Below are 21,150 nucleotides of genomic sequence, written 5' to 3'. Positions count from 1 at the left end.
GCCTCGTATTAGTTGAACGAGTCTCCGCACGCGCAAGACCCCTTGGCGTTCGGGTTATCAATCGTGAAGCCCTGCTGTTCGATGGTGTCCGCGAAGTCGATCGTCGCGCCGGTCAAATATGGTGCACTCATGCGGTCAACAACCAGGTTGACGCCGTCATAGTCATCGACGAGGTCACCGTCTAAGGTCCGATCGTCGAAGAAGAGCTGGTAGCGCAGGCCAGCACAACCACCTGGCTGCACTGCAATGCGCAGGGCTAACTCGTCGTTTTGTTCTTGGCTCAGCAGAGACTTTGCCTTAGCTGCAGCGGCATCAGTCAAAATAACGCCAGTTGTCTTCTCCGGTGCAGTCATGCACTTCTCCTAACACGAAACAAGATGCTCTCTGAAGCTACCTCAAATGATTAGTGGACACTACCGTACTCCACATCACAGCAGAACGCACTGTACAGCTAAATTATTTCACAAGGCATAAGAGTCCCCCTTGTCGCGGACATCTGACACCTTGGGCACACCTACCCTCGCCTTATTCACAGGGTCGAACCCCTTTTCTTATATCCTTGATCGCGTGAAGATGCCATGGACAACGTCGAAAGAAAATCAGTCGAACGATGGCTCTGCGTCAGAATCATCGACGACGAAGTCATCGCGGTGGAACCGTAAGCGTAAAGGGTCAGTCAGCGTCACTGCCGGTGGTAGCAAACCCGCCTCAACCAGCAGCAGTGCAGCAGACGGAAACTCCTCCGACAGCGATAGCAGCGGTAGCCAGTCGCAGGATCGCTCCACCCCGAAGGGATATACACCACCGAAAGGCCACGCCACACCTAAACGCAATGACGTCGAACGCCAAAAGGGTGTGCGCAAAACGGCCTATAAGGTGCCTGAGACTCCTGCGGAAGCGCGTAAACAGCGCAAAGAGTTGAAGAACTCAATGAGCAAAGAAGAGTACAAGGCACTCAAGCGCAAGCAGCGCGACGAACGCGCACGGGAACGCGAGCGGAACCGTGAACGCATGATGAGCGGCGATGAACGCTACCTCATGGACCGGGACCGCGGCCCCGAGCGGCGATTGATCCGCGACTGGGTCGATTCCCGCCGTCTCTTTGCCAACACGTTCATGCCCATCGTGGTCGTGCTGCTTATTCTGATGTTCGTTACGACCGCGACGCGCAGCTATCTGCTCAATAATCTGCTCTCCATGGTGGGGATGATTCTGCTCATCCTGATCGTCCTCGATGGTGTTCTGTCGGGCCGTCGGGTGTCTCGTTTTGTTCGTGAACGTCACCCGGATACTGCTCTATCGACCTGGTCAATGGGCTTCTACGCCTTCTCCCGCGCGTCGATGATCAGACGGTTCCGTACCCCGCGCCCGCAGGTCAACATCGGCGATAGCATTTAACGCCCACTTATAAAACGCACGCACTGCATAGAATCGTAAGCACTGCCCAAGATGAAAACTTTGGTTCTTGGTGGGGCCCGGTCAGGTAAGTCTGAGTGGGCGGAGCACCTGGTGACACCCCCTGACTCTGCGGCGTCTCCCGACGATGTCCATGTCACTTACGTCGCGACTGCACGGCCCTGGGGTTCCACCTTCGACGCTGACTTCGCTCTCCGGATAGAGCGCCATCGTGCACGCCGTCCATCTTGGTGGCACACCGAGGATTCACGGGACCTCGTCGACGTCCTCACCGAATCATCCGACCAGGCAGCCGCCCGTCAGACCACGATCCTTGTCGACGATCTTGGCACGTGGTTGACCCACGAACTTGCTGAAGTAGGCATGTGGGATGCCGAGTTCGGGTCAGACGATTGGAACAAGGGATTATGTGCCATCGGTGCCCGTCGCGACCGACTGATCACCGCTTTACGTCGCGTTCCGGCAGATGGCCCTAATCTTGTTGTTGTTAGCCCTGAGGTTGGAATGGGCATTGTTCCCAGCTATCCATCTGGCGGCGTCTTCCGGGACGAGCTCGGACGGCTCAATGCTGATGTTGCATCGGTATGCGATCGAGTTGTTCTTGTGGTCGCTGGGTGTGCTCTCGACCTCCGGTCCTGAATACTCCGATGGCAATGCTTAACACCGACAATAAGTAGAGAGAAGCAACAGTGAGCGATTCCTTTTTTCCCCTCATCTCTCCTCCCGACGAACACGTGTATGCACGGGCTCGTCAGCGGCAGGCGGAACTGACTAAACCCGCAGGCTCGCTGGGGCGATTAGAAGACTTGGGCTGCTGGATCGCCGCTTGCCAGGGGCAGTGTCCACCCCAACCGCTTAACGACGTCACCACGGTGGTTTTCGCCGGCGATCACGGAATAGCCACGCACGGAGTCAGCGCTTATCCGACAGATGTCAGCGTGCAGATGGCGTCGAATATCGAGTCCGGAGGCGCAGCGGTGTCCGTTCTCGCGAAACGCGCAGGAACCTCGGTCCGCGTGATTGATGTCAGCCTGAATAGCGGTTCTGAAGCCGATACTCATATCTGTGACGGCAGTGGGTCGATTGACCGGGAAGACGCGATGACCCGCGATGAGTATCGACGCGCACTTCAGGTGGGCATTGATGCTGCTGATCGCGAGATTGACTCCGGGGTTGATCTGCTTATTGCCGGAGATTTAGGCATCGGAAATACGACGCCCGCCGCAGCGCTGATTGGTGCCCTAACGAATACTGAGCCCGTCGTCGTCGTTGGGCGTGGTACCGGAATCGACGACAACGGCTGGAAACGGAAAACTGCGGCGATTCGGGATGCGATGTATCGCGTCCACAATATTCATGATGAACCCGCCAGCGTTCTCCAATTCATTAGCTCGCCAGATATAACAGCGATGGTTGGCTTCCTCGCCCAGGCAGCTGTTCGCCGCACACCGGTTATTCTCGACGGGATTGTTGTGTGTGCAGCGGCCCTTGTCGCCGAAAAGCTTGCGCCGGGCGCGAAGCAATGGTGGGTCGCCGGCCACCGAAGTGTTGAGCCCGCCCAGGAGATTGCGCTGCGCGAGCTGGAGCTGACCCCGGTCATTGATTTGGGGATGCGGCTCGGCGAGGGCTCGGGGGCAGTCGTCGCGCTCATGATCGTCAACGCAGCCGTGGACATCATCCGCAATATGGCGACGTTCGATGAAGCTGGCGTGTCGACGGCCTCAGACGCTGAAGACCCCGGCACCGAAGCCTCCCGCGCTGAGAAATAATGTCTGGTAAAGCAGGGTTTTCGAGTGAGCAGCCCGACAACCCCACCCACGGCCACGCTATTCCCGAAGGAATATCAACGGCATTCAGTTGGCTGACGGTGCTGCCCTTCCGCGGTTCCCGCGTTTTCGACCGCACGACGGGCCGTCGGGCAATGCTGGCGATGCCGCTGGTGGGGATATTCCACGGACTGATCGCGGGGTGCGTGCTCACACTGACGTGGCTGCTCCAGGTGAACTTCGGCCACACCCTGGACCTCTGGGTCGTTGCATTCGTAATCGTCGCCCTGTGGGAATTCGGCACCCGACTTATGCATATCGACGGTTTGAGCGACGTTGCCGACGCGCTCGGCAGCTACGCCCCGCCGCCGAAAGCTCGGGCCATTCTTTCGGACACGAACGCAGGTCCCATGGGCGTTGCCGCGATCCTGTTCTCCGTGGCAGCACAGATCATCGGGGTCCACGCGATCATGCAGGGGACGGGATCAACGAGTCTCAGCGATGCAGGCTCCTCCCCCACTTCGCACTTCCCTACATCCGCCGTCATTGGCCTTATTCTTGTGCCGACGGTCGCGCGGATCAGCGCCTTAATCCTCTGCACAGAGGGATACCGTCCAGCAAATCCCTCGGGTTTCGGCGCGCTCGTCATCGGAACCGTGCCGAAAATCGGTACAACCACATGGGCTGTCGTTGCAGCCATCGCAGCATTCTTCGGCGGAGGAATCCTCTGGACGCTGATGGCACTGGCGGTCATCGCCTTAGCGATACCGTGGGCACGTCATTGCAGCCGGCGGTTCGACAGTCTGGTCGGAGATTGCCTCGGGGCGACGATCGAAATCGCGACCGCAGCAACCGTCGTTCTCTTCAGCCTGACTGCCTAACCAGCCTGACTTCCTAATCACTATGCATAAAGCCCCGCTCACGCATACGTGGGCAGGGCTAGCGCTATAAACGCAAATCGCTTTTTACTTCACCAGGTTTTTACTTCACCAGGGTGTAGCGCCAACCGTGGGAATCGTCGACGGAGCCGTGCTGGATCCCCGTCAAGGTTTCACGCAGCTCCATCGAGATCGGGCCTGCTTGTCCACCGTTGATCGTGAATTCCCCTTCGTTGGACTTCACGGTTCCCACCGGGGTGATAACGGCGGCGGTACCGCAGGCGAAGGCCTCGCTCATCTCTCCGGACTTCGCGGCTTCACGCCACTCGGCCGTCGAGATCTTCCGTTCTTCCACGGCCATTCCGCGATCCTCAGCCAGCTTCAGCAACGAGTCGCGGGTCACGCCGGGCAGCAAGGAACCGGACAATGCGGGAGTAACCAGCTTCGCGTCGTCGCCAGTGCCGTAGACGAAGGCGAGGTTCATTCCGCCCATTTCCTCGACATAGTTGCGCTCGATGGCGTCCAACCAGACAACCTGGTCGCAGCCCTTTTCCTCTGCTTGCGACTGGGCAGCCAAGGAGGCCGCGTAGTTACCGGCGAACTTTGCAGCTCCTGTGCCACCGGGGCAGGCGCGGACGTAGTCCTCACACAACCAAACTGTCACCGGTTTGATGCCGCCACTGAAGTACGAGCCAGCCGGCGATGCGATCAAGTAAAAGCGGTACGTCGAGGACGGGTGAACTCCCAAGCCCTTCTCCGTCGCGATCATAAACGGGCGCAGGTACAGCGCTGCTTCGCTTCCTGCTTCAGGAACCCAGTCTGCGTCGATCTCCACCAGCTGATGGAGCGATTCCATAAATAATTCTTCCGGCAGTCCGGGCATTGCCAACCGCTTGGCCGAATTCTGCATCCGTCGGCAATTCTGGTCTGGACGGAATGTAGCTATGGAACCATCTGGCTGACGGTATGCTTTGAGTCCCTCGAAGATCTCCTGACCGTAGTGGAACAGCGTCGTTGCTGGATCCAAAGTGATCGGGCCGTAGGGGACGACGCGAGGATCATGCCATCCTTGCTCCCCATCCCAGTCGATAATCACCATGTGGTCGGTAAAGTTCGCTCCGAAGCCTGGGTTCGCGAGCACCTTAGCGATGGCCTCGGGGGATGTCGGGTGTGGATTTTTTTCTACGGTGAAAGTCTTGTCAGCCATGGTTCCTACTGTAGACCCTCCCCCATATCCAGGTAACTTTAGCCAGATTTTGACAGCCAAGGCGCGTCTGAGGACAAGCCACGGTATTGTGGGAGCACGTAAAGTCATGCCGTAATCAGATCCTCATGACACGTTTCAACGATCAGCGTCACAGATCTGCGTTGACTTCTTAACTATCGCTTATTTTAGAGGAGACTTCCACCATGGCGTTCTCTGTTGAGATGCCCGAACTCGGCGAATCCGTCACCGAAGGCACGGTCACCACGTGGCTCAAACAAGTAGGTGACACCGTCGCTGTCGACGAACCACTTCTGGAGGTTTCGACCGACAAGGTCGACACCGAGATTCCTTCACCCGTTGCTGGTGTGTTGACAAAAATTATTGCCGACGAAGACGACACGGTCGAGGTCGGCGAGGTCATCGCAGAGATCGGTGAAGAGGGCGACGACACCAGCAGCGACGACAGTGGCGCATCGGAGCCGTCCGATTCTGGCTCTGGTGATTCCGGCGCTGAGGAAAAGAGCTCTTCGGAGGGCGAGAAGTCGCAGAAGTCCTCTGATTCTGGTTCGAGCGGTTCTGGCCCGGGCGAGGCCACCGACGTTGAGATGCCAGAGCTCGGCGAGTCCGTGACCGAGGGAACCATTACCCAGTGGCTCAAGAGCGTCGGCGACGAAGTCGAAGTAGACGAACCGCTGTTGGAGGTCTCCACCGACAAGGTCGACACCGAGATCCCCTCCCCTGTAGCCGGTACCCTCGTCGAAGTGCTCGCTGAGGAAGATGACACCGTCGACGTTGGATCCGTCATCGCCCGCATCGGCGACGCCAACGCGGCATCCAGTTCCTCCGACGACAGCTCCGATGACAAGGCTGAGTCCACGGAAGCTGAAGAGGAAAGCCCCGCCGAGGACGACGAGCAGGCGAACGCAAGCTCGTCTGAGGACAAAGGGGCAAACGGTTCTGGTTCGGGCGAAGCCACCGACGTTGAAATGCCCGAGCTCGGCGAGTCTGTCACAGAGGGAACTATTACCCAGTGGCTTAAGAGTGTCGGCGACGAAGTCGAGGTCGACGAACCGCTGTTGGAGGTCTCCACCGACAAAGTCGACACCGAAATCCCCTCCCCTATTGCCGGTACCCTCGTCGAAGTCCTTGCCGAGGAAGACGACACCGTCGACGTCGGATCCGTCATTGCCCGCATCGGCGACGCCAACGCAGCATCCAGCAGCTCTGACGACGAGGCCGACAAGAAGGCTGAGGAAACCAAGTCTGAGGAGAAGTCCGAGCCTGAGCCCTCTAAGAGCGAGAAGGCTGAGGAGACCAAGGACACCTCGGACTCCGCCACCAGCTCCGAAACGGCATCGCCCAAGGCATCGTCCGCCAGCGCACCCGATCGGGAGGAACCCGCTACTCGCCCATCGACCAAGGTCAACACCGGTGGCAAGCTCCCGTACGTGACCCCGCTGGTACGAAAGCTGGCGGAGAAGCACAGCGTTGATCTCACCACAGTTGAGGGCTCCGGAGTCGGTGGGCGAATCCGCAAGCAGGACGTTCTTGCCGCCGCCGAGAAAGCGAAGGCCGCGCCGGACACGTCGTCGACAAGCGGAAATGCAGACGAGAAGCCGGCACAGGACGGTCCGCGTGCAGCGTGGTCCACCAAGCGCGTCGATCCGAAGAAGGCAGAGCTGATCGGCACGACCCAAAAGGTCAACCGTATTCGCTCGCTGACCGCATCGAAGACGCTGGAATCCCTCCACTCGTCCGCGCAGCTAACGCAGGTTCACGAGGTCGATATGACCGACGTCGCTGCACTGCGCAAGGCGTCGAAGCCAGCGTTCAAGGAGAAGTACGGCGTCAACCTCACCTACCTCCCCTTCTTCGCAAAGGCCGTTGTCGAAGCGCTCATTTCCCACCCGAATGTCAACGCGTCCTACAACGCTGAGACCAAGGAAATGACCTACCACGACAAGGTCAACCTGGGGATCGCCGTCGATACGGAAGCTGGCCTGCTCTCACCGGTCATTCACAACGCTCAGGACATGACGTTGCCGGAACTGGCTGCAGCAATCGCTGACATCGCCGACCGGGCACGGACCAACAAGCTGAAGCCGAACGACCTCACCGGCGGCACCTTCACCATCACCAACATTGGTTCAGAAGGCGCACTGACTGACACCCCGATCCTGGTACCGCCACAGGCAGCCATGATGGGGACCGGCGCGATCGTAAAGCGGCCGTCCGTCGTCCCGACATCCGACGGTTCTGACGCGATTGCCATCCGCCAGATGGTGCTGCTGCCTCTCACCTACGATCACCAGATCGTCGACGGTGCAGACGCAGGGCGGTTCATGACCACCGTCCGCGATCGCCTCGAGACAGCTAATTTCGAGAGTGATCTTGACCTCTAAATCCTGATTGCTGTGACACACGGGTCCGCTCTAACTCTGCGCGACACCGTGTGACCAGCACGTCAGCGTCAACGTGTGGCCGGCCTCATTTGGGGGCCGGCCACACGCGTACGATCAACCACATGGGTTATCAGCAAGGATCCATTCGAGCTATTGACACCAACTATGACGTCGAATGGCTCGGACAAGTTGACTATATGGAGATGTGGCATCGGCAGGCCGAATACGCTCAACAACGGGCTGATGCGGCTGGGGCCACACGTGACGAACCCGACCGTGGCGTCGACAAGTTGTTGTTCCTCGAACACCCCGCGACGTACACAGCGGGGAAACGAACACAACCCGAAGACCTCCCTGACAATGACGACACACCGCTCATCCGCATCGACCGTGGCGGACGCATCACCTGGCACGGGCCGGGGCAGCTGGTGGGATACCCGATCATTCGGTTAGCTCAGCCGCTCGATGTCGTCGATTACGTGCGACGGCTGGAAGAAGCACTCATCACGACGTGCCACACACTCGGTGTGACCAGCGCTGGGCGCGTTGAGGGCCGGTCAGGAGTGTGGCTCCCCACCGACGTCGTCCGCGGAGAACTACGCCCTGAGCGGAAAATTGCGGCCATCGGACTGCGAGTGACGCGCGGAGTTACCATGCACGGCTTCGCTCTCAACTGCGATAACTCGCTCGAGCCCTATAACCACATCGTGCCGTGCGGCATCAGCGATGCCGGGGTGACCACTCTGACAGAGGAACTCGGACGCGATATCCGCCCCCATGACATCGTCGGCCTCATGCGGGATTCTCTTATCGCGGCGCTGGATGGGACACAACCGATCACTACCAGCACAATTCCCGACGATGGACATAAGCGCATCAAAGTTCAGTAGGATGTGTACGACGACACACTCAAAAATAAGGTAGAAGACATGGCAGTTGCACCGAACGGACGACGACTTCTCCGCATCGAAGCACGGAACGCCCAAACCCCCATTGAAGCGAAACCGCGGTGGATCCGGACTACCGCGACCATGGGCCCCGAATTCCGCGACATGAAGAAACGCGTCAAAGGCGCTGGTCTTCACACCGTCTGCCAGGAAGCAGGATGCCCCAACATCCACGAGTGCTGGGAAGACCGTGAGGCCACCTTCCTTATCGGTGGCGATACGTGTTCCCGCCGTTGCGACTTCTGCGACATTAAATCTGGCCGCCCTGAGCCACTCGATGAGGACGAACCTCGTCGCGTTGCAGAAAATGTCCGTGAGATTGGGTTGCGCTACTCCACCATCACTGGAGTCACCCGTGATGATTTGCCCGACGAGGGCGCGTGGTTATACGCCGAGGTTGTTCGGCAAATCCACAAGCTCAACCCCAACACCGGCGTCGAGAACCTCACCCCCGATTTTTCGGGGAAGCCCGATCTTCTTCAGACCGTATTCGAGGCTCGGCCAGAAGTATTCGCCCACAACTTGGAGACGGTGCCGCGCATCTTTAAGCGGATCCGCCCTGCGTTCCGCTATGAGCGAAGCCTGGATGTCATCCGCCAGGCGCGTGATTTCGGCTTAGTCACCAAGTCGAACTTGATCCTTGGGATGGGTGAGACGGTTGACGAGGTGAAATCCGCCATGCGTGACCTTCGCGATGCCGGATGCGACATCTTGACGGTGACCCAGTACCTCCGCCCATCTAACCTGCACCACCCCATCGAGAGGTGGGTCAAACCCGAAGAGTTCGTTATGTACCGCGATTATGGGCATGACATCGGGTTCGCTGGTGTGATGGCTGGGCCGTTGGTGCGGTCCTCCTACCGTGCGGGCCGGCTGTATGCGCAGGCGATTAAGGCGCGCGGCGAAGAACTCCCCGCTAATCTGCAGCACTTGGGCGAGGGTATCGACGATACTGCCTCTCAGGAAGCCTCCACCCTGCTGTCCAAGTATGGGGCCAGCCGCGAGACACCAGTTGGCGCTCGTTAACGCTCACTGATTCCACCGACCGGACATCCATCGCCTATCCTGAACGTATGGCGAAGAACGACCGCGCAAAGGAAGAAAAGAAGGCCCAGCGCTCCGCTAAACGGGCTCAGCGTAAACAAACACGCAGCCAGATGTGGCAGGCTTTCAACATCCAGCGCAAGCAGGACAATAAGCTCATCCCCTACATGCTGCTGGCTCTCCTGCTGCCCGCTGTCCTACTTTTCCTGCTCGGTTTCGTGTGGGGCAACAAGTGGCTGTGGTTAATCATCGGCCTTATTCTCGGTGCCACACTCGCGATGCTTGTTTTCAGCCGACGTTTACAGCGGTCGGTTTACGATCGCGCATCCGGACAAGCCGGTGCTGCGGGATGGGCGCTGGACAACATGCGTGATGGCGTCGGCATGAAATGGGTCACCAAACAGGGCGTCCAAGTTAACAACCACATGGACCTTGTTCACCGTGTTGTCGGCACACCCGGTGTTGTCCTCGTCGGTGAGGGGGAGAAACAGCGGATCAAGCCCATGATGGATAAGGAGCGCCGTCGCCTTGCCCGCATCGTCGGCGATACCCCCATCTACGAGGTAGTGTCCGGCGAGGGTGAGGACGAAGTCCCGATCAAGAAGCTGCAGCGCCACTTGATGAAGCTGCCTCGCAACATTAAGAAGCAAGAAGTGGACTCATTGGCCAGCCGGATCGAGTCCCTGGACAATGTCCGCGGCAATATGGGGATGCCGAAGGGCCCGATTCCGAACCAAGCCAAGGTGCAAAAGGGAATGAACCGCCGGGCGCGGCGGGCTGCTCAGCGAAACAAGCACTAAGCACTACGCCCTTATCACCACGGTCCCCGTCGCACGGTCATGCATGCCCCGCAGGTCTGAGTCGCAGATCGCTGCCGGGAGGATAAAGATTGTCAAGAGCGTGCGGACAACTGCGCGCCACAAGCCGACGCGGGTATCACGCTGATCTACTCGCGCAACCCCCATCCCGAGCATCAGCTGGCCCGGAGTGCGCGCGAAAAGCCAGACAGAGGTGATCCCGACAACGACGTAGACAATGATGTTCGTCGTGGCAGCAAAATTGCCCCACACCAGTTCGGTTTGTTTTCCGTCGCTCGACGTCGGCCCCACGATATAAAACAGGATTCCTGTGATGGCCATGGACACGAGCCAATCCAGGACCACTCCCCCGCACCGTCGCATAATCGACGCTTGCGACCCCGAGCCTGATTTTGTCAGCCCCAGTTTCTCACCGGGCCATCGCGACTGAACAAGCCCGTCGTTCTCACCGGGAATTTGTGGCCCTTCAAGCCAACTCGTGCGTTCTGATCGCTGATTGTTCTTTCGCTCGCGTGCCCGATCCTTTGCCATAGGACGCACTTTACCTGTCACATCTTTTCGACGGCAGCTGGCTCTTCGTAAGTTCGTCGTTGCCAGTGCCCCACTTGGCACCGCGACTGTGCCAGCACCCCCACTTTTGTGGAGGAGAGCGCGTCTGGCCAGGACGTAACATTAACGAAACATATCTTTATCCCCAGAGCAACACCTTTACTTTAAAGTGGAAAGTAATGCTCGGTCACTTACAGATATTCCCGACCGACCGAGAGAAATCTGCGAGGAGTCACAGTGGCTTTCACTAATGCTGAAGATGTCACCAAGTACATCAAAGATAACGACGTCGAGTTCGTCGACATTCGCTTCACGGATGTCCCCGGCGTCGAGCAGCACTTCACCATTCCAGCCGATGCCTTCGATGAAGACGTCATCAACGAAGGACTCGCTTTCGATGGTTCATCCGTCCGAGGATTCACCACTATCGACGAATCCGACATGGCCCTCATGCCAGACCTGGCAACGGCCCAGCTCGATCCGTTCCGCAAAGCGAAGACGTTGAACATGAAGTTCTTCGTCCACGATCCGCTGACTGGCGAAGCCTTCTCCCGTGACCCACGTAACGTTGCCCGCAAGGCAGAGGAATACCTCGCCTCCACCGGCATCGCTGACACCTGCTTCTTCGGCGCTGAAGCTGAATTCTATATCTTCGATTCCGTCCGGTACAGCACCGATATCAACAACGCTTTCTACGAGGTTGATTCCGTCGAGGGCTGGTGGAACCGAGGCGCAGAAGAGGAACGTGACGGGTCCGAGAACCTCGGCTACAAGACCCGCATCAAGGGTGGCTACTTCCCCGTCGCTCCGTACGATCACTTCCAGGATCTCCGCGACGACATGTCCCGTAACCTGATCAACGCTGGTTTTGAGCTTGAGCGTGCTCACCACGAGGTCGGTACCGGTGGACAGCAGGAAATCAACTACAAGTTCAACACGCTGCTCCACGCTGCCGATGACCTGCAGACATTCAAGTACATCATCAAGAACACCGCATGGCAGGAAGGCAAGTCCGCCACCTTCATGGCGAAGCCCCTTGCCGGCGACAACGGTTCGGGTATGCACGCTCACCAGTCACTCTGGAAGGACGGCTCGCCGCTGTTCTACGACGAGGCTGGCTACGGCGGATTGTCCGACACCGCCCGCTACTACATCGGCGGCATCCTGAAGCACGCTGGTTCAGTGTTGGCGTTCACCAACCCCACGCTGAACTCCTACCACCGCCTGGTTCCTGGCTTCGAGGCCCCCATCAACCTGGTGTACTCGCAGCGTAACCGCTCGGCAGCGATCCGTATTCCGATCTCCGGATCCAACCCGAAGGCAAAGCGCGTCGAATTCCGTGCACCGGACCCGACGGGTAACCCCTACTTCGGTTTCGCCGCGATGATGATGGCCGGCTTGGACGGCATCAAGAACCGCATCGAGCCCCACGCTCCGGTTGACAAGGACCTCTACGAGCTTCCGCCCGAGGAGGCCGCTGACATTCCTCAGGCTCCGACCAGCCTTGAGGCAGCCCTCGCCTCCCTGGAGAAGGACCACGACTTCCTCACCGAGGGCGACGTCTTCACCGAGGACCTGCTGGATACGTACCTCAAGTACAAGTTCGACAACGAGATCTCGCCGGTTCGCCTGCGCCCGACCCCGCAAGAGTTCGAAATGTACTACGACTGCTAAACGACCAGGGCATATAGCCAGCTAGCAGCAACTAGCACGTTAAAACCCGTTGTCCTCGCATATCAACGAGGACAACGGGTTTTCTATGTCTTCCAGGAGATCATCCAATCCCAGCCAGCGCAGCTGTGGATACTAGCTCGTCACATCAGAGTCGGCTATGGACTCGCGAATGAAGTCCTTCACCGCGTTAGCGTCATTCGGCAGATCAGCCACATGCCGGCCACCCTGCATGATGTCAGTAAAGCGCTCTGGCGTTTCCGGTTCCTCGCCTAAGGCCTCCCGCATTGTGTCGGCAAACTTCACCGGCAGCGCTGTCTCCAGGCAGACGATCGGCGTGTGCACCGCCTCTCGCTGCTGCCACGCCACGGTCACGCCATCAGCGGTGTGCGGGTCAATATCGACGCCATACGTATCGTGCACGCGTTTGATCGTCGCTAAGCGATCAGCATGGGTCGACTTCCCGGAGCGGAAACCAAATTTCTCTGCCACCGAAGGGAAAGCCGGGTCATCTGAAAGATCAAAACCGCCCTCACGGACTCTCTTTCCGAACAGGTCCGCGGTGCGGGCAACGTCGCGTCCCAGAACGTCGAAAATAAAGCGCTCGAAGTTGGACGCACGAGAAATATCCATCGAAGGGCTCGACGTCGCTAAGGTCTCGCGCGCGGATCTCACGCGGTAACTACCCGTGCGGAAGAACTCGTCTAAAACATCGTTCTCATTTGTTGCGACGATGAGTTGATCGATGGGCAGCCCCATGCTCCGCGCGATATGTCCGGCGCAGATGTCCCCAAAATTGCCTGTGGGCACGCAGAAGCTGACTTTGCTCTCGTCCGTTTCTGTGGCACGAATCCAACAGGCCACATAGTAGACAACCTGCGCCATGAGCCTGGCCCAGTTAATCGAATTGACGGCTCCGATATGGAATTCGGCCTTGAAATCAGCATCTGATGAAATTTCTTTCACCACATCCTGGCAATCGTCGAATACACCGTCCAAAGCAATATTAAAGATGTTGGGATCATCCAAGCTAAACATCTGCGCTTGCTGGAATGGTGTCATTCGTCCGCGCGGAGTCAACATAAACACACGAATTCCACGACGGCCACGCATCGCATATTCCGCCGACGAACCCGTATCCCCCGAAGTCGCACCCACAATATTCAGAGTGGTAGAGCGTCGTGATAATTCATATTCAAACAGCTCACCCAAAAGCTGCATCGCCATGTCTTTAAACGCGGCGGTAGGGCCTTCAGACAAATGCCCGATGAACAGGCCATCCTCCAGCTCACTGACCGGCACAATATCCGGGTCCGCGAACCGAGGAACGCGGTAAGCCCGCTGAGTCATCTGCTCAATATCATCGCGCGGAATATCGTCGATAAAATAGGAAATAATTTCCGCAGCTAAGGCTGGATATCCCTGGTCATTAAGAAATGACCGGAACCGGGATAAATCGGATGAACTCCATTGCGGGTAGGACTCGGGGACATACAGGCCCCCATCGGGTGCAAGCCCGCGGAGCAGAATATCGGAAAACGCCACAGGCGACTGGTGCGGATCACGGGTGGAGATGTATTTCACCTGATCCAGCGTAGCCGACTGTGGCGTTAAACCATGCCCCGATGCAGATTCATCGGGAAATTAAGCGAATATTAGCCAATTCCGTGACTAGCCAATTCCCTTAAATCCGGAAGGACGAGGAATATTACGCAGGTTCGAGTTCGCGATGTTAATCATCTTGCCGACGCCACCGTCGAGCACAGTGCGAACAGCAGCCTTGGTGAAGCCGCTCACCTGCTCCAAGGAGATGTCCGGCGGGATCGACAGCGCGTTCGGATCGGTCTGGACATCGATCAACACCGGACCCGGGTGGGCCAGCGCCTCTTGCAGCGTCGAGCGGACGTCCTTCGGATCCTCCACACGGTAGGACTTGATTCCCACCGCGCGAGCAATGTCAGCGTAATTGAACTTCGCGTGGTCGGTTCCGAAATCAGGAATACCCTGGACCATCATTTCGAGCTTGACCATGCCCAGCGTGGAGTTGTTGAAGACCACCATCTTGATGGGCAGCTGGTGGAGCTTCACCGTCAGAAGCTCACCCATCAGCATGGAGAGCCCACCATCGCCGGACATCGAAATGACCTGGCGCTTACGGTCTGCAGCCTGTGCGCCGATCGCCTGTGGCAAGGCGTTCGCCATCGTCCCGTGGCGGTAGGACGCCAACAGACGACGGTTCGGGCCGGCCATGATGTAGCGTGCGTGCCACACGTTGCACATACCGGTGTCGGCCGTGAAGATGGCGTCGTCGTCGGCAAGATCGTCCAGGTTGTACGCCAAGAATTCGGGGTGAATCGGCGTGTGCTTGGAGACGTTCTTGGTGTACGCCGAGATGACGTGCTTCAGGTTCCGCTGCTGCTTCTTGAGCATGGAATCGAGGAAGCTGCGGTCGGTCTTTTCCTTCAACAGGGGGAGCAGCTCCGCCATGGTGGACTTCACGTCACCAACAACCGGGTATTCGACGTGGGTGCGTCGGCCGATGTGAGCACCGTTAATGTCGATCTGCGCGGTGGGCGTCGTCGGCAAGAAGTCGGTGTAGGGGAAATCGGTACCGACCAAGATCAAAAGGTCAGCATTGTCGAATGCTGCAGTACATGCACCGTAACCGAGGAGGCCGGACATACCGACGTCATACGGGTTGTCGTAGTGCAGAACTTCCTTACCGGCGTACGAGTGGCCGACAGGTGACTTAATCTTCTCCGCGACGGCGAAGAGCTCATCGCGGGCACCGGCGCAACCGATACCGCCGAACATCGTCACCTTGTCAGCCTTGTTGATGGCGTCGGCAAGGTCGCGGAGCTGCTTCCGGCTGGGGTGTACTTCCCCGTTCTGCACCGAGAAGTTGCCTTCCAGCGACGGGGTCTCCACAGCCTCCTGCATGGAGATGTCACCCGGGAAGGATACGACGGACACACCGTGGCCAGCCAAGGTCGACTGGATAGCGGCGTGAATACAGCGGCCCGCCTGAGCAGCTGAGTTCACCAATTCGCAGTACCCAGAGCATTCTTCGAAAAGCTTCTCGGGGTGCGTTTCCTGGAAGAAACCGGAACCGATTTCCTTCGACGGGATCTGGCTAGCGAGGGCCAAGACCTTGCCACCGTTGCGGTGAGCGTCGTACAGCCCCTGAATCATGTGTGTATTACCCGGACCACACGATCCAGCACACACGGAGAGCTCGCCGGTAACAACGGAGTGAGCACCAGCCGCGAAAGCAGCGGACTCCTCGTTATAGCAGTGAACCCACTCGATTGAACTTTGCCGGATAGCGTCAACAATCGGGTTAAGACTGTCGCCCACCAAGCCGAACACTCTGCTAACGCCCTGCTTTTCTAAGGCATCTACTAGCTGTTCTGCGACATTACGTGCCATTAATTACCTTCCTAAGGTTCTTAACACTTTCTGAGGTACCACAAGCTTGAGGTCTCCAAGGATCTCCACAGGTCTCCATGGAGGATGTATCGAAAGATCAGCCCGGGTAAACCGTTCGCGATACTGTGTCTACTCCCCTTGCCACATAGAGAGCAACGCGCTTCACCACGCGTACACACCGCTATTTATGATACATCAACTAACAAAGGTGCATTTTACCTATCTACCTGCGCGAATAACATTCAATTGAGACCTACCTAACATGGCTATATTCAATGTGACTTTCACCGAGAGACATCGCGCGGACCCTAGCCCAGACTTACACAGCGAACGCCACCTACTACACCGTATGATGACAACATGTCCGATTCTTCCGCGATCTGGCTGAGCCCGCAGCAACAACACGTCTGGCGATCATTCTTACGATTTCATGATGAACTCAACACGGTGATCGCCCGGCAACTACATAACGAGGGCGATCTGTCCCTCGCAGACTTTGAGGTCCTCGTCAATTTAAGCGAAGCCCCCGACGGGGAACTCCGTGTCACACTTCTGGCCGACCGTATGCTGTGGGAGCGCAGCCGACTGTCACATCAGGTCAGCAGAATGCAGAAACGTGGTCTCGTTATTCGTAACGACGACCCCCACGACGGGCGCGCTTCTGTCGTCTCTGTCACCGATAAGGGTCGAAAAGCTATTGAGCACGTCGCTCCCGGTCACGTCGACACGGTGCGCAAGAATCTTTTCGCACAATTAGAGGACGGCGACGTCGACTATCTCTCGACTGTTTTCGATCGGCTTCTTAACGCTATCCACACCAACAATCCCGAGATACCCACGTGCGCATGCCCACCAGCGGAGACCACGCAAGCTTAGCTTTTGCGGGATAGCTCCCGGTCACGGAGTTGTTTTTCAGTCAACAATTCATACTTGTCGGGCACACGGGAGACGCGGACTGCTTTGAATGTCCACAGTTTGTTGACCACAAAGTTCACGGGCATGGCCACAAAAATGCCGATCAAGTTGGCCCAATACAGTTGGTTTCGGAGCCCGGTGGAGCTGTCGAAAATTCGGGGTGAGAGTTCCAGCGGGGACGTCGGGTTCATCAGTAGGGTCATCACGATTTGCGAGACCACCCAGCTCAGCAGACCGACAGCGAAGAAGGCCAGGAATTCGCGGAGCCAGCGGCCGTGGCCATGAGACTTGAACGTCCACCAGCGGTTGATTTGGAAATTCCAGGTGTTTGCCACGACGAACGCGATGGTCGCGAAAATGTGGTACCACCGCAGGTGGAAGCGGGTTCCTAGAAGGTTGAGCACGGTGTCATGTGGTGTGACATCAAACCCCCAGCCGAAGAGCTTGTTTGCGATCACCAGGGCCACCATGTTCACGATGACTCCCGAGCCACCGACCAGCCCAAACTTGATGAACTGGATAAGTGTGTTCCCGTACCGGGAAATCACGATCGATGATCGCTCGCCCACATTAACTCCGTACTATTTTGTCACTCATGTCCTGCATGCGCCGGCCAGGCCCGGCCAGACATGGATACTCTAACGAATCCGCGACACCTGTCGACAACTCCACGCCGTGACATTTATCGCTCTTAGGATTCCTCTGACGGGGACTCAGCGATGCATAAACTCATCCTCCCCCCAGAAGACCCGATCGATTACTTTCCTCGCTTGGCGGGTAACTTTCAAGTAGTTGTCCAAAAACTCCTGGTAGTGCTCGGGTTCCCACCCTGCGGCGCCCGCTGTGTGCGCCAGCGCAGCACCCGGCTCGGGTAGCTGATCGGTCCGCTTTCCGCGCACCAAGACAAGGGCGTTGCGTGCTTTCGTCGCTGTTTGCCATGCGGTCCGCAGAGTTTCACAATCCTCAGGCTCGAGGAGCCCGACGTTTTCGATAGCCCGGAGGGTCGCCATCGTGGACGTGTTGTGCAGCTCCGGGTACTCATGCGCGTGTTGGAGCGTGAGCAACTGCACTGTCCATTCAATGTCGGTCAATGCACCGCGACCCAGTTTCGTGTGAGTGTTCCGGTTGGCCCCACGGGGCAGGCGCTCTTCATCGACGCGGGCTTTCATGCGGCGGACTTCCCTGACCGTCGCATCGCTCACACCGCCCTCCGGGTAGCGGAACTTGTCGATCATGTGGAGGAAACGGCGGCCTAAGTCTTCGTCGCCGGCGATCCACGTTGCGCGCAGCAGGGCCTGGACTTCCCAGGTTTCGCCCCACCGCTCGTAGTACGCGTGATACGAGTTCAGTGTCCGCACGGTCGGGCCGTTACGTCCCTCGGGGCGGAGGTCAAGATCGACGTCCAAGCGGGGGTCCTGCGAGGGTTTCGCTAGCCGACGTCGCACAGCATCGCCGATCCCGATGGCCCATTTCACTGCGTCTGCCTCGCTCACATCGTCGTGGGCGGGCTCGCACACAAACAGCACGTCGGCATCCGATCCGTAGCCCAACTCGCCACCGCCGAGGCGCCCCATGCCTATCACGGTCATCGTCGCCGGTATTGGTTCATCGGGGTGTGTGGCCGTCCACCCGTGGATCTCCGCATAAAGGGCAGCTTCGAGCACCGCATCCCACACCAAGGAGAGACTGTGGCAGACATCGGCCAGGGACATCATCCCTAACAGATCGGCACACGCAATGCGGGCTAGTTCTTTTCGACGCAGCGACCGGGCCGCAGCAATCGCTTTATCAGGGTCTTTGTGCCTGCTCGCTGTGGTGACGAGGGACCGCGTCACCGTGGACGCGCTGACGTCCGTGAGCTTCGGGCCGTTGGCGCCGTCGCCAAGAAGCTTGACGACGTTCGGCGCGGCCAGGATTAACTCCGTGGCGTAGGGAGATGTTCCCAAAATGTGCATGAGCCGACGGCCGACGATCCCCTCGTCCCGGAGCATCCTGAGGAACCACGGATCGTGGTACAGCACGTCGGAGAGTTTGCGATACGCCAAGAGGCCCGCGTCGGGGTCGGAGGTGTCGCCCAACCACTCCATGAGCGTGGGGAGGAGCATCGCTTGGATGCGATCCTTACGAGTCGTCCCCGACGCGAGCGCTTTGAGGTGCTCATACGCGCGGTCCGGGAACTGGTAGCCCAGCACGGCCAGCTGGCGGCGGGCAGCGTCGGGAGACAATCGCGCGGTCTCGTCGTCGATAAGAGCGACGGCATTAAGCAGTGGCCGGAAGAAGAGTTTGTTGTGCAGGCTGTGAATTTGGCGCGATGCTCGCCCAATGAGCTTTTTGAGCGATTCGATGCTCGTCATGGAGGAAGTCGAGCCGATGCCGCACGACCGCGCGAGCCACCGGAGTGCGTCCTCATCATCGGGCTCGGGCAGCATATGGGTGCGTTTGATCCTCTGCAGCTGAAGCCGGTGCTCCAGTAAACGCACGAATTCATAGCAGGCGATGAGCTGCGAACCGTCTTCCCGGCCGACGTACCCTCCGCGGATGAGGGCCTGAAGAGCGCTGATAGTTGATCGGACGCGTAAATCGGGGTCGATCCGGCCATGGACCATCTGCAACATCTGAACTGCGAATTCAACATCCCTCAGGCCGCCGACACCGAGTTTGAGTTCACGCTCTTGCTGTTCTTTAGGGATGTTATCGATGACTCTCCGCCGCATATGTTGGGTGTCGTCAACAAATGAGTCGCGTTGGGAGGCCTGCCACACACGCGGCTGGATTGCTTGGACATAGGATTTGCCTAAATCCATGGCGCCGGTCATGGGTCGGGCCTTGAGCTGGGCCTGAAACTCCCAGGTATCGGCCCATCGTTCGTAATAACTCAGGTGGCTCTCGAGTGTGCGCACGAGCGCCCCGCTTTTTCCTTCAGGACGAAGGGCCGCATCCACTTCGAAGAAACACCGGGAACCGACTTTGATGAATTCGCTGGCTACACGGGTTGTTTTCGCATCGGCGGTCTCGCCGACGAAGATGACGTCGACGTCGGAGATGTAGTTCAGTTCACGCGCGCCGCACTTCCCCATCGCGATGACCGCCAATCGGGCATCGACGGCGGTGGTGTCGGGGTACACCGTGGCGACGGCGACCGCGAGTGCAGCGGTGAGCGCTGCGTCGGCAAGATCGGATAGTGCGGCCGAGACCTCAACGAATCCCATAGGGTGAGCCATGGCGCGCTTTTCGTTGGGCGATGCCGATGCTGCTCCTTCGCTGCCGTCCTCTCCCCCATGTGCCGCTGAACTGCCGCTTCGCGCGGAGCTTTGGCGGCCACCACCGTCGGACTGGGATTGATGGAAAGCCCCGGACGGAATTGTGCTCGCTAAATCCGAGGCGGCAATGCGCATCAGCAGTGTTCGGTATGTCATCTTGAGCTGGGTGTATGCCGCGGTACCGGTTATTCCCGCGCGGTACATCCCGGCCTGAGAGATCCGCGGATCGACCGATCCTTCGCGGACAGAGCCTTCTCGGGCAGATCCCCCTCTTGACTGCGACGATGACGTGCTGTTTAAGGAGCCCTCTTTCTTTCTCTCTTCTTTCCCCTCCGCCGCATCCGACGTCTCAGACACCCCCGATGCCTCGGCCTCTGGTTTCGCAGCGGGCTCCGCTTCGACCGACGACAGCATCGCTGCCATCATTTCCTCCCTGTGCGGGATAGGATCAGCAAACGATGTCCACAGGTGAGGGTTCGCAACCAAGTGATCCCCAAGCGCTGCGGAACCCCCAACCAGCGCAAGCACACGCGACCGCACGACCTCGTTGTTCCGCATCGCGTCGAGAAACGCTGTGGTTTCGTCGGAACCCGGCTTGAGATTTTCGTTGAGCCGGTAGAGGGTGTTGAGAGCCAACTCCGGGTCACCGACATTGGCCAGGAAGTACAGAAGACCGGTCGACTCCTGGTTATCCCACCCCAGTTTTTGCAGGTCAGACGCCGCGTGAGGACTGGTCAAACCCAAGGTAGACGGTGATGGCACGGCAGATCGTGTTCCGCGTGCCGTCCGGAGTCGTGGTTCGGGGGGTCGGTGAGGAGCGGGAAAGAAAGTCATGGGATCACGTGCTT

The 21,150-nt window shown here is 58.4% G+C and carries 17 protein-coding genes; 10 read left to right on the top strand and 7 right to left on the bottom strand.

Features of this window, described 5'->3' with window-relative positions; all coding sequences use genetic code 11:
- Positions 1-8: 8 nt before the first annotated feature.
- Positions 9-353, bottom strand: a complete 345-nt coding sequence (gene erpA / locus CKROP_RS03475; protein ID WP_012731354.1) for an iron-sulfur cluster insertion protein ErpA — start codon at positions 351-353, stop codon at positions 9-11.
- Positions 354-573: 220 nt separating this feature from the next.
- On the opposite strand from erpA, the gene CKROP_RS03470 reads away from it, so the two are divergent.
- From CKROP_RS03470 to CKROP_RS03455, 4 genes are read left to right on the top strand one after another with little or no spacing between them, the layout of a single operon-like run.
- The gene (locus CKROP_RS03470) at positions 574-1,398 is read left to right on the top strand and encodes a DUF3043 domain-containing protein (RefSeq protein WP_012731353.1); all 825 of its coding nucleotides are present in this window, start codon (positions 574-576) and stop codon (positions 1,396-1,398) included.
- A 51-nt stretch (positions 1,399-1,449) separates the two neighbouring features.
- Entirely contained in the window at positions 1,450-2,055 is a 606-nt protein-coding gene (locus CKROP_RS03465) for a bifunctional adenosylcobinamide kinase/adenosylcobinamide-phosphate guanylyltransferase (protein WP_012731352.1), read from the top strand.
- A gap of 50 nt (positions 2,056-2,105) precedes the next feature.
- Positions 2,106-3,185: a nicotinate-nucleotide--dimethylbenzimidazole phosphoribosyltransferase gene (gene cobT, locus CKROP_RS03460; protein WP_012731351.1), complete on the top strand. Its 1,080-nt coding sequence runs from the start codon at positions 2,106-2,108 to the stop codon at positions 3,183-3,185.
- Positions 3,185-4,063: an adenosylcobinamide-GDP ribazoletransferase gene (locus CKROP_RS03455; protein WP_012731350.1), complete on the top strand. Its 879-nt coding sequence runs from the start codon at positions 3,185-3,187 to the stop codon at positions 4,061-4,063. Before cobT ends, CKROP_RS03455 begins: the two co-directional genes overlap by 1 nt.
- 100 nt (positions 4,064-4,163) lie before the next feature.
- On the opposite strand, the gene CKROP_RS03450 is transcribed toward CKROP_RS03455, so the two are convergent.
- Positions 4,164-5,267: a branched-chain amino acid aminotransferase gene (locus tag CKROP_RS03450; RefSeq protein WP_041628782.1), complete on the bottom strand. Its 1,104-nt coding sequence runs from the start codon at positions 5,265-5,267 to the stop codon at positions 4,164-4,166.
- A gap of 203 nt (positions 5,268-5,470) precedes the next feature.
- On the opposite strand from CKROP_RS03450, the gene sucB reads away from it, so the two are divergent.
- From sucB to CKROP_RS03430, 4 genes are all read left to right on the top strand, one after another.
- A complete protein-coding gene (gene sucB / locus CKROP_RS03445) occupies positions 5,471-7,669 on the top strand; it encodes a 2-oxoglutarate dehydrogenase, E2 component, dihydrolipoamide succinyltransferase (RefSeq protein ID WP_012731348.1) in 2,199 nt (732 codons plus the stop codon).
- 122 nt (positions 7,670-7,791) lie between these two features.
- Complete coding sequence (lipB, locus tag CKROP_RS03440; RefSeq protein ID WP_041628781.1) at positions 7,792-8,559, top strand: lipoyl(octanoyl) transferase LipB; 768 nt, start codon at positions 7,792-7,794, stop codon at positions 8,557-8,559.
- A gap of 39 nt (positions 8,560-8,598) precedes the next feature.
- On the top strand, positions 8,599-9,642 hold the full coding sequence (gene lipA, locus CKROP_RS03435) for a lipoyl synthase (protein ID WP_012731346.1): 1,044 nt from the start codon (positions 8,599-8,601) through the stop codon (positions 9,640-9,642).
- 47 nt (positions 9,643-9,689) lie between these two features.
- Positions 9,690-10,460: a DUF4191 domain-containing protein gene (locus tag CKROP_RS03430; RefSeq protein WP_012731345.1), complete on the top strand. Its 771-nt coding sequence runs from the start codon at positions 9,690-9,692 to the stop codon at positions 10,458-10,460.
- 3 nt (positions 10,461-10,463) lie between these two features.
- On the opposite strand, the gene CKROP_RS03425 is transcribed toward CKROP_RS03430, so the two are convergent.
- Positions 10,464-11,009, bottom strand: coding sequence for an RDD family protein (locus tag CKROP_RS03425; protein WP_012731344.1), 546 nt, complete (start codon positions 11,007-11,009; stop codon positions 10,464-10,466).
- A gap of 255 nt (positions 11,010-11,264) precedes the next feature.
- Here CKROP_RS03425 and glnA point away from each other — a divergent pair, with 255 nt between their 5' ends.
- Positions 11,265-12,701 (top strand): type I glutamate--ammonia ligase, encoded by a 1,437-nt coding sequence (glnA, locus tag CKROP_RS03420; RefSeq protein WP_012731343.1) that lies wholly within the window; start codon positions 11,265-11,267, stop codon positions 12,699-12,701.
- 132 nt (positions 12,702-12,833) lie between these two features.
- On the opposite strand, the gene thrC is transcribed toward glnA, so the two are convergent.
- Both thrC and CKROP_RS03410 read right to left on the bottom strand, forming a co-directional pair.
- Positions 12,834-14,282 carry a threonine synthase gene (gene thrC / locus CKROP_RS03415; RefSeq protein ID WP_012731342.1) on the bottom strand — a complete coding sequence of 483 codons (1,449 nt, stop codon included), beginning with the start codon at positions 14,280-14,282 and terminating at the stop codon, positions 12,834-12,836.
- A gap of 87 nt (positions 14,283-14,369) precedes the next feature.
- Positions 14,370-16,127, bottom strand: a complete 1,758-nt coding sequence (locus tag CKROP_RS03410; RefSeq protein WP_012731341.1) for a pyruvate dehydrogenase — start codon at positions 16,125-16,127, stop codon at positions 14,370-14,372.
- 360 nt (positions 16,128-16,487) lie between these two features.
- Between CKROP_RS03410 and CKROP_RS03405 the strand changes: the two genes are divergently transcribed.
- Positions 16,488-17,003, top strand: a complete 516-nt coding sequence (locus CKROP_RS03405; protein ID WP_012731340.1) for a MarR family winged helix-turn-helix transcriptional regulator — start codon at positions 16,488-16,490, stop codon at positions 17,001-17,003.
- On the opposite strand, the gene CKROP_RS03400 is transcribed toward CKROP_RS03405, so the two are convergent.
- Positions 17,000-17,611, bottom strand: a complete 612-nt coding sequence (locus CKROP_RS03400; protein WP_012731339.1) for a GtrA family protein — start codon at positions 17,609-17,611, stop codon at positions 17,000-17,002. The genes CKROP_RS03405 and CKROP_RS03400 overlap by 4 nt on opposite strands.
- Positions 17,612-17,755: 144 nt before the next feature.
- A complete protein-coding gene (locus CKROP_RS03395; protein ID WP_012731338.1) occupies positions 17,756-21,136 on the bottom strand; it encodes a bifunctional [glutamine synthetase] adenylyltransferase/[glutamine synthetase]-adenylyl-L-tyrosine phosphorylase in 3,381 nt (1,126 codons plus the stop codon).
- Positions 21,137-21,150 lie beyond the last annotated feature (14 nt).

The sequence above is a fragment of the Corynebacterium kroppenstedtii DSM 44385 genome, assembly GCF_000023145.1.
GTDB lineage: Bacteria > Actinomycetota > Actinomycetes > Mycobacteriales > Mycobacteriaceae > Corynebacterium > Corynebacterium kroppenstedtii.
The sequence above is the reverse complement of the archived record's forward strand: the minus strand, read 5'-3'. Positions and strand labels throughout refer to the sequence as shown.

Coding starts and splice junctions, on each gene's coding strand:
- CKROP_RS03455 (WP_012731350.1), top strand. CDS start 3,185: ATGTCTGGTAAAGCAGGGTTTTCGAGTGAGCAGCCCGACAACCCCACC.
- CKROP_RS03465 (WP_012731352.1), top strand. CDS start 1,450: ATGAAAACTTTGGTTCTTGGTGGGGCCCGGTCAGGTAAGTCTGAGTGG.
- lipA (WP_012731346.1), top strand. CDS start 8,599: ATGGCAGTTGCACCGAACGGACGACGACTTCTCCGCATCGAAGCACGG.
- CKROP_RS03395 (WP_012731338.1), bottom strand. CDS start 21,136: ATGACTTTCTTTCCCGCTCCTCACCGACCCCCCGAACCACGACTCCGG.
- CKROP_RS03405 (WP_012731340.1), top strand. CDS start 16,488: ATGTCCGATTCTTCCGCGATCTGGCTGAGCCCGCAGCAACAACACGTC.
- CKROP_RS03470 (WP_012731353.1), top strand. CDS start 574: ATGCCATGGACAACGTCGAAAGAAAATCAGTCGAACGATGGCTCTGCG.
- sucB (WP_012731348.1), top strand. CDS start 5,471: ATGGCGTTCTCTGTTGAGATGCCCGAACTCGGCGAATCCGTCACCGAA.
- lipB (WP_041628781.1), top strand. CDS start 7,792: ATGGGTTATCAGCAAGGATCCATTCGAGCTATTGACACCAACTATGAC.
- CKROP_RS03450 (WP_041628782.1), bottom strand. CDS start 5,267: ATGGCTGACAAGACTTTCACCGTAGAAAAAAATCCACACCCGACATCC.
- erpA (WP_012731354.1), bottom strand. CDS start 353: ATGACTGCACCGGAGAAGACAACTGGCGTTATTTTGACTGATGCCGCT.
- CKROP_RS03425 (WP_012731344.1), bottom strand. CDS start 11,009: ATGGCAAAGGATCGGGCACGCGAGCGAAAGAACAATCAGCGATCAGAA.
- CKROP_RS03430 (WP_012731345.1), top strand. CDS start 9,690: ATGGCGAAGAACGACCGCGCAAAGGAAGAAAAGAAGGCCCAGCGCTCC.
- CKROP_RS03410 (WP_012731341.1), bottom strand. CDS start 16,127: ATGGCACGTAATGTCGCAGAACAGCTAGTAGATGCCTTAGAAAAGCAG.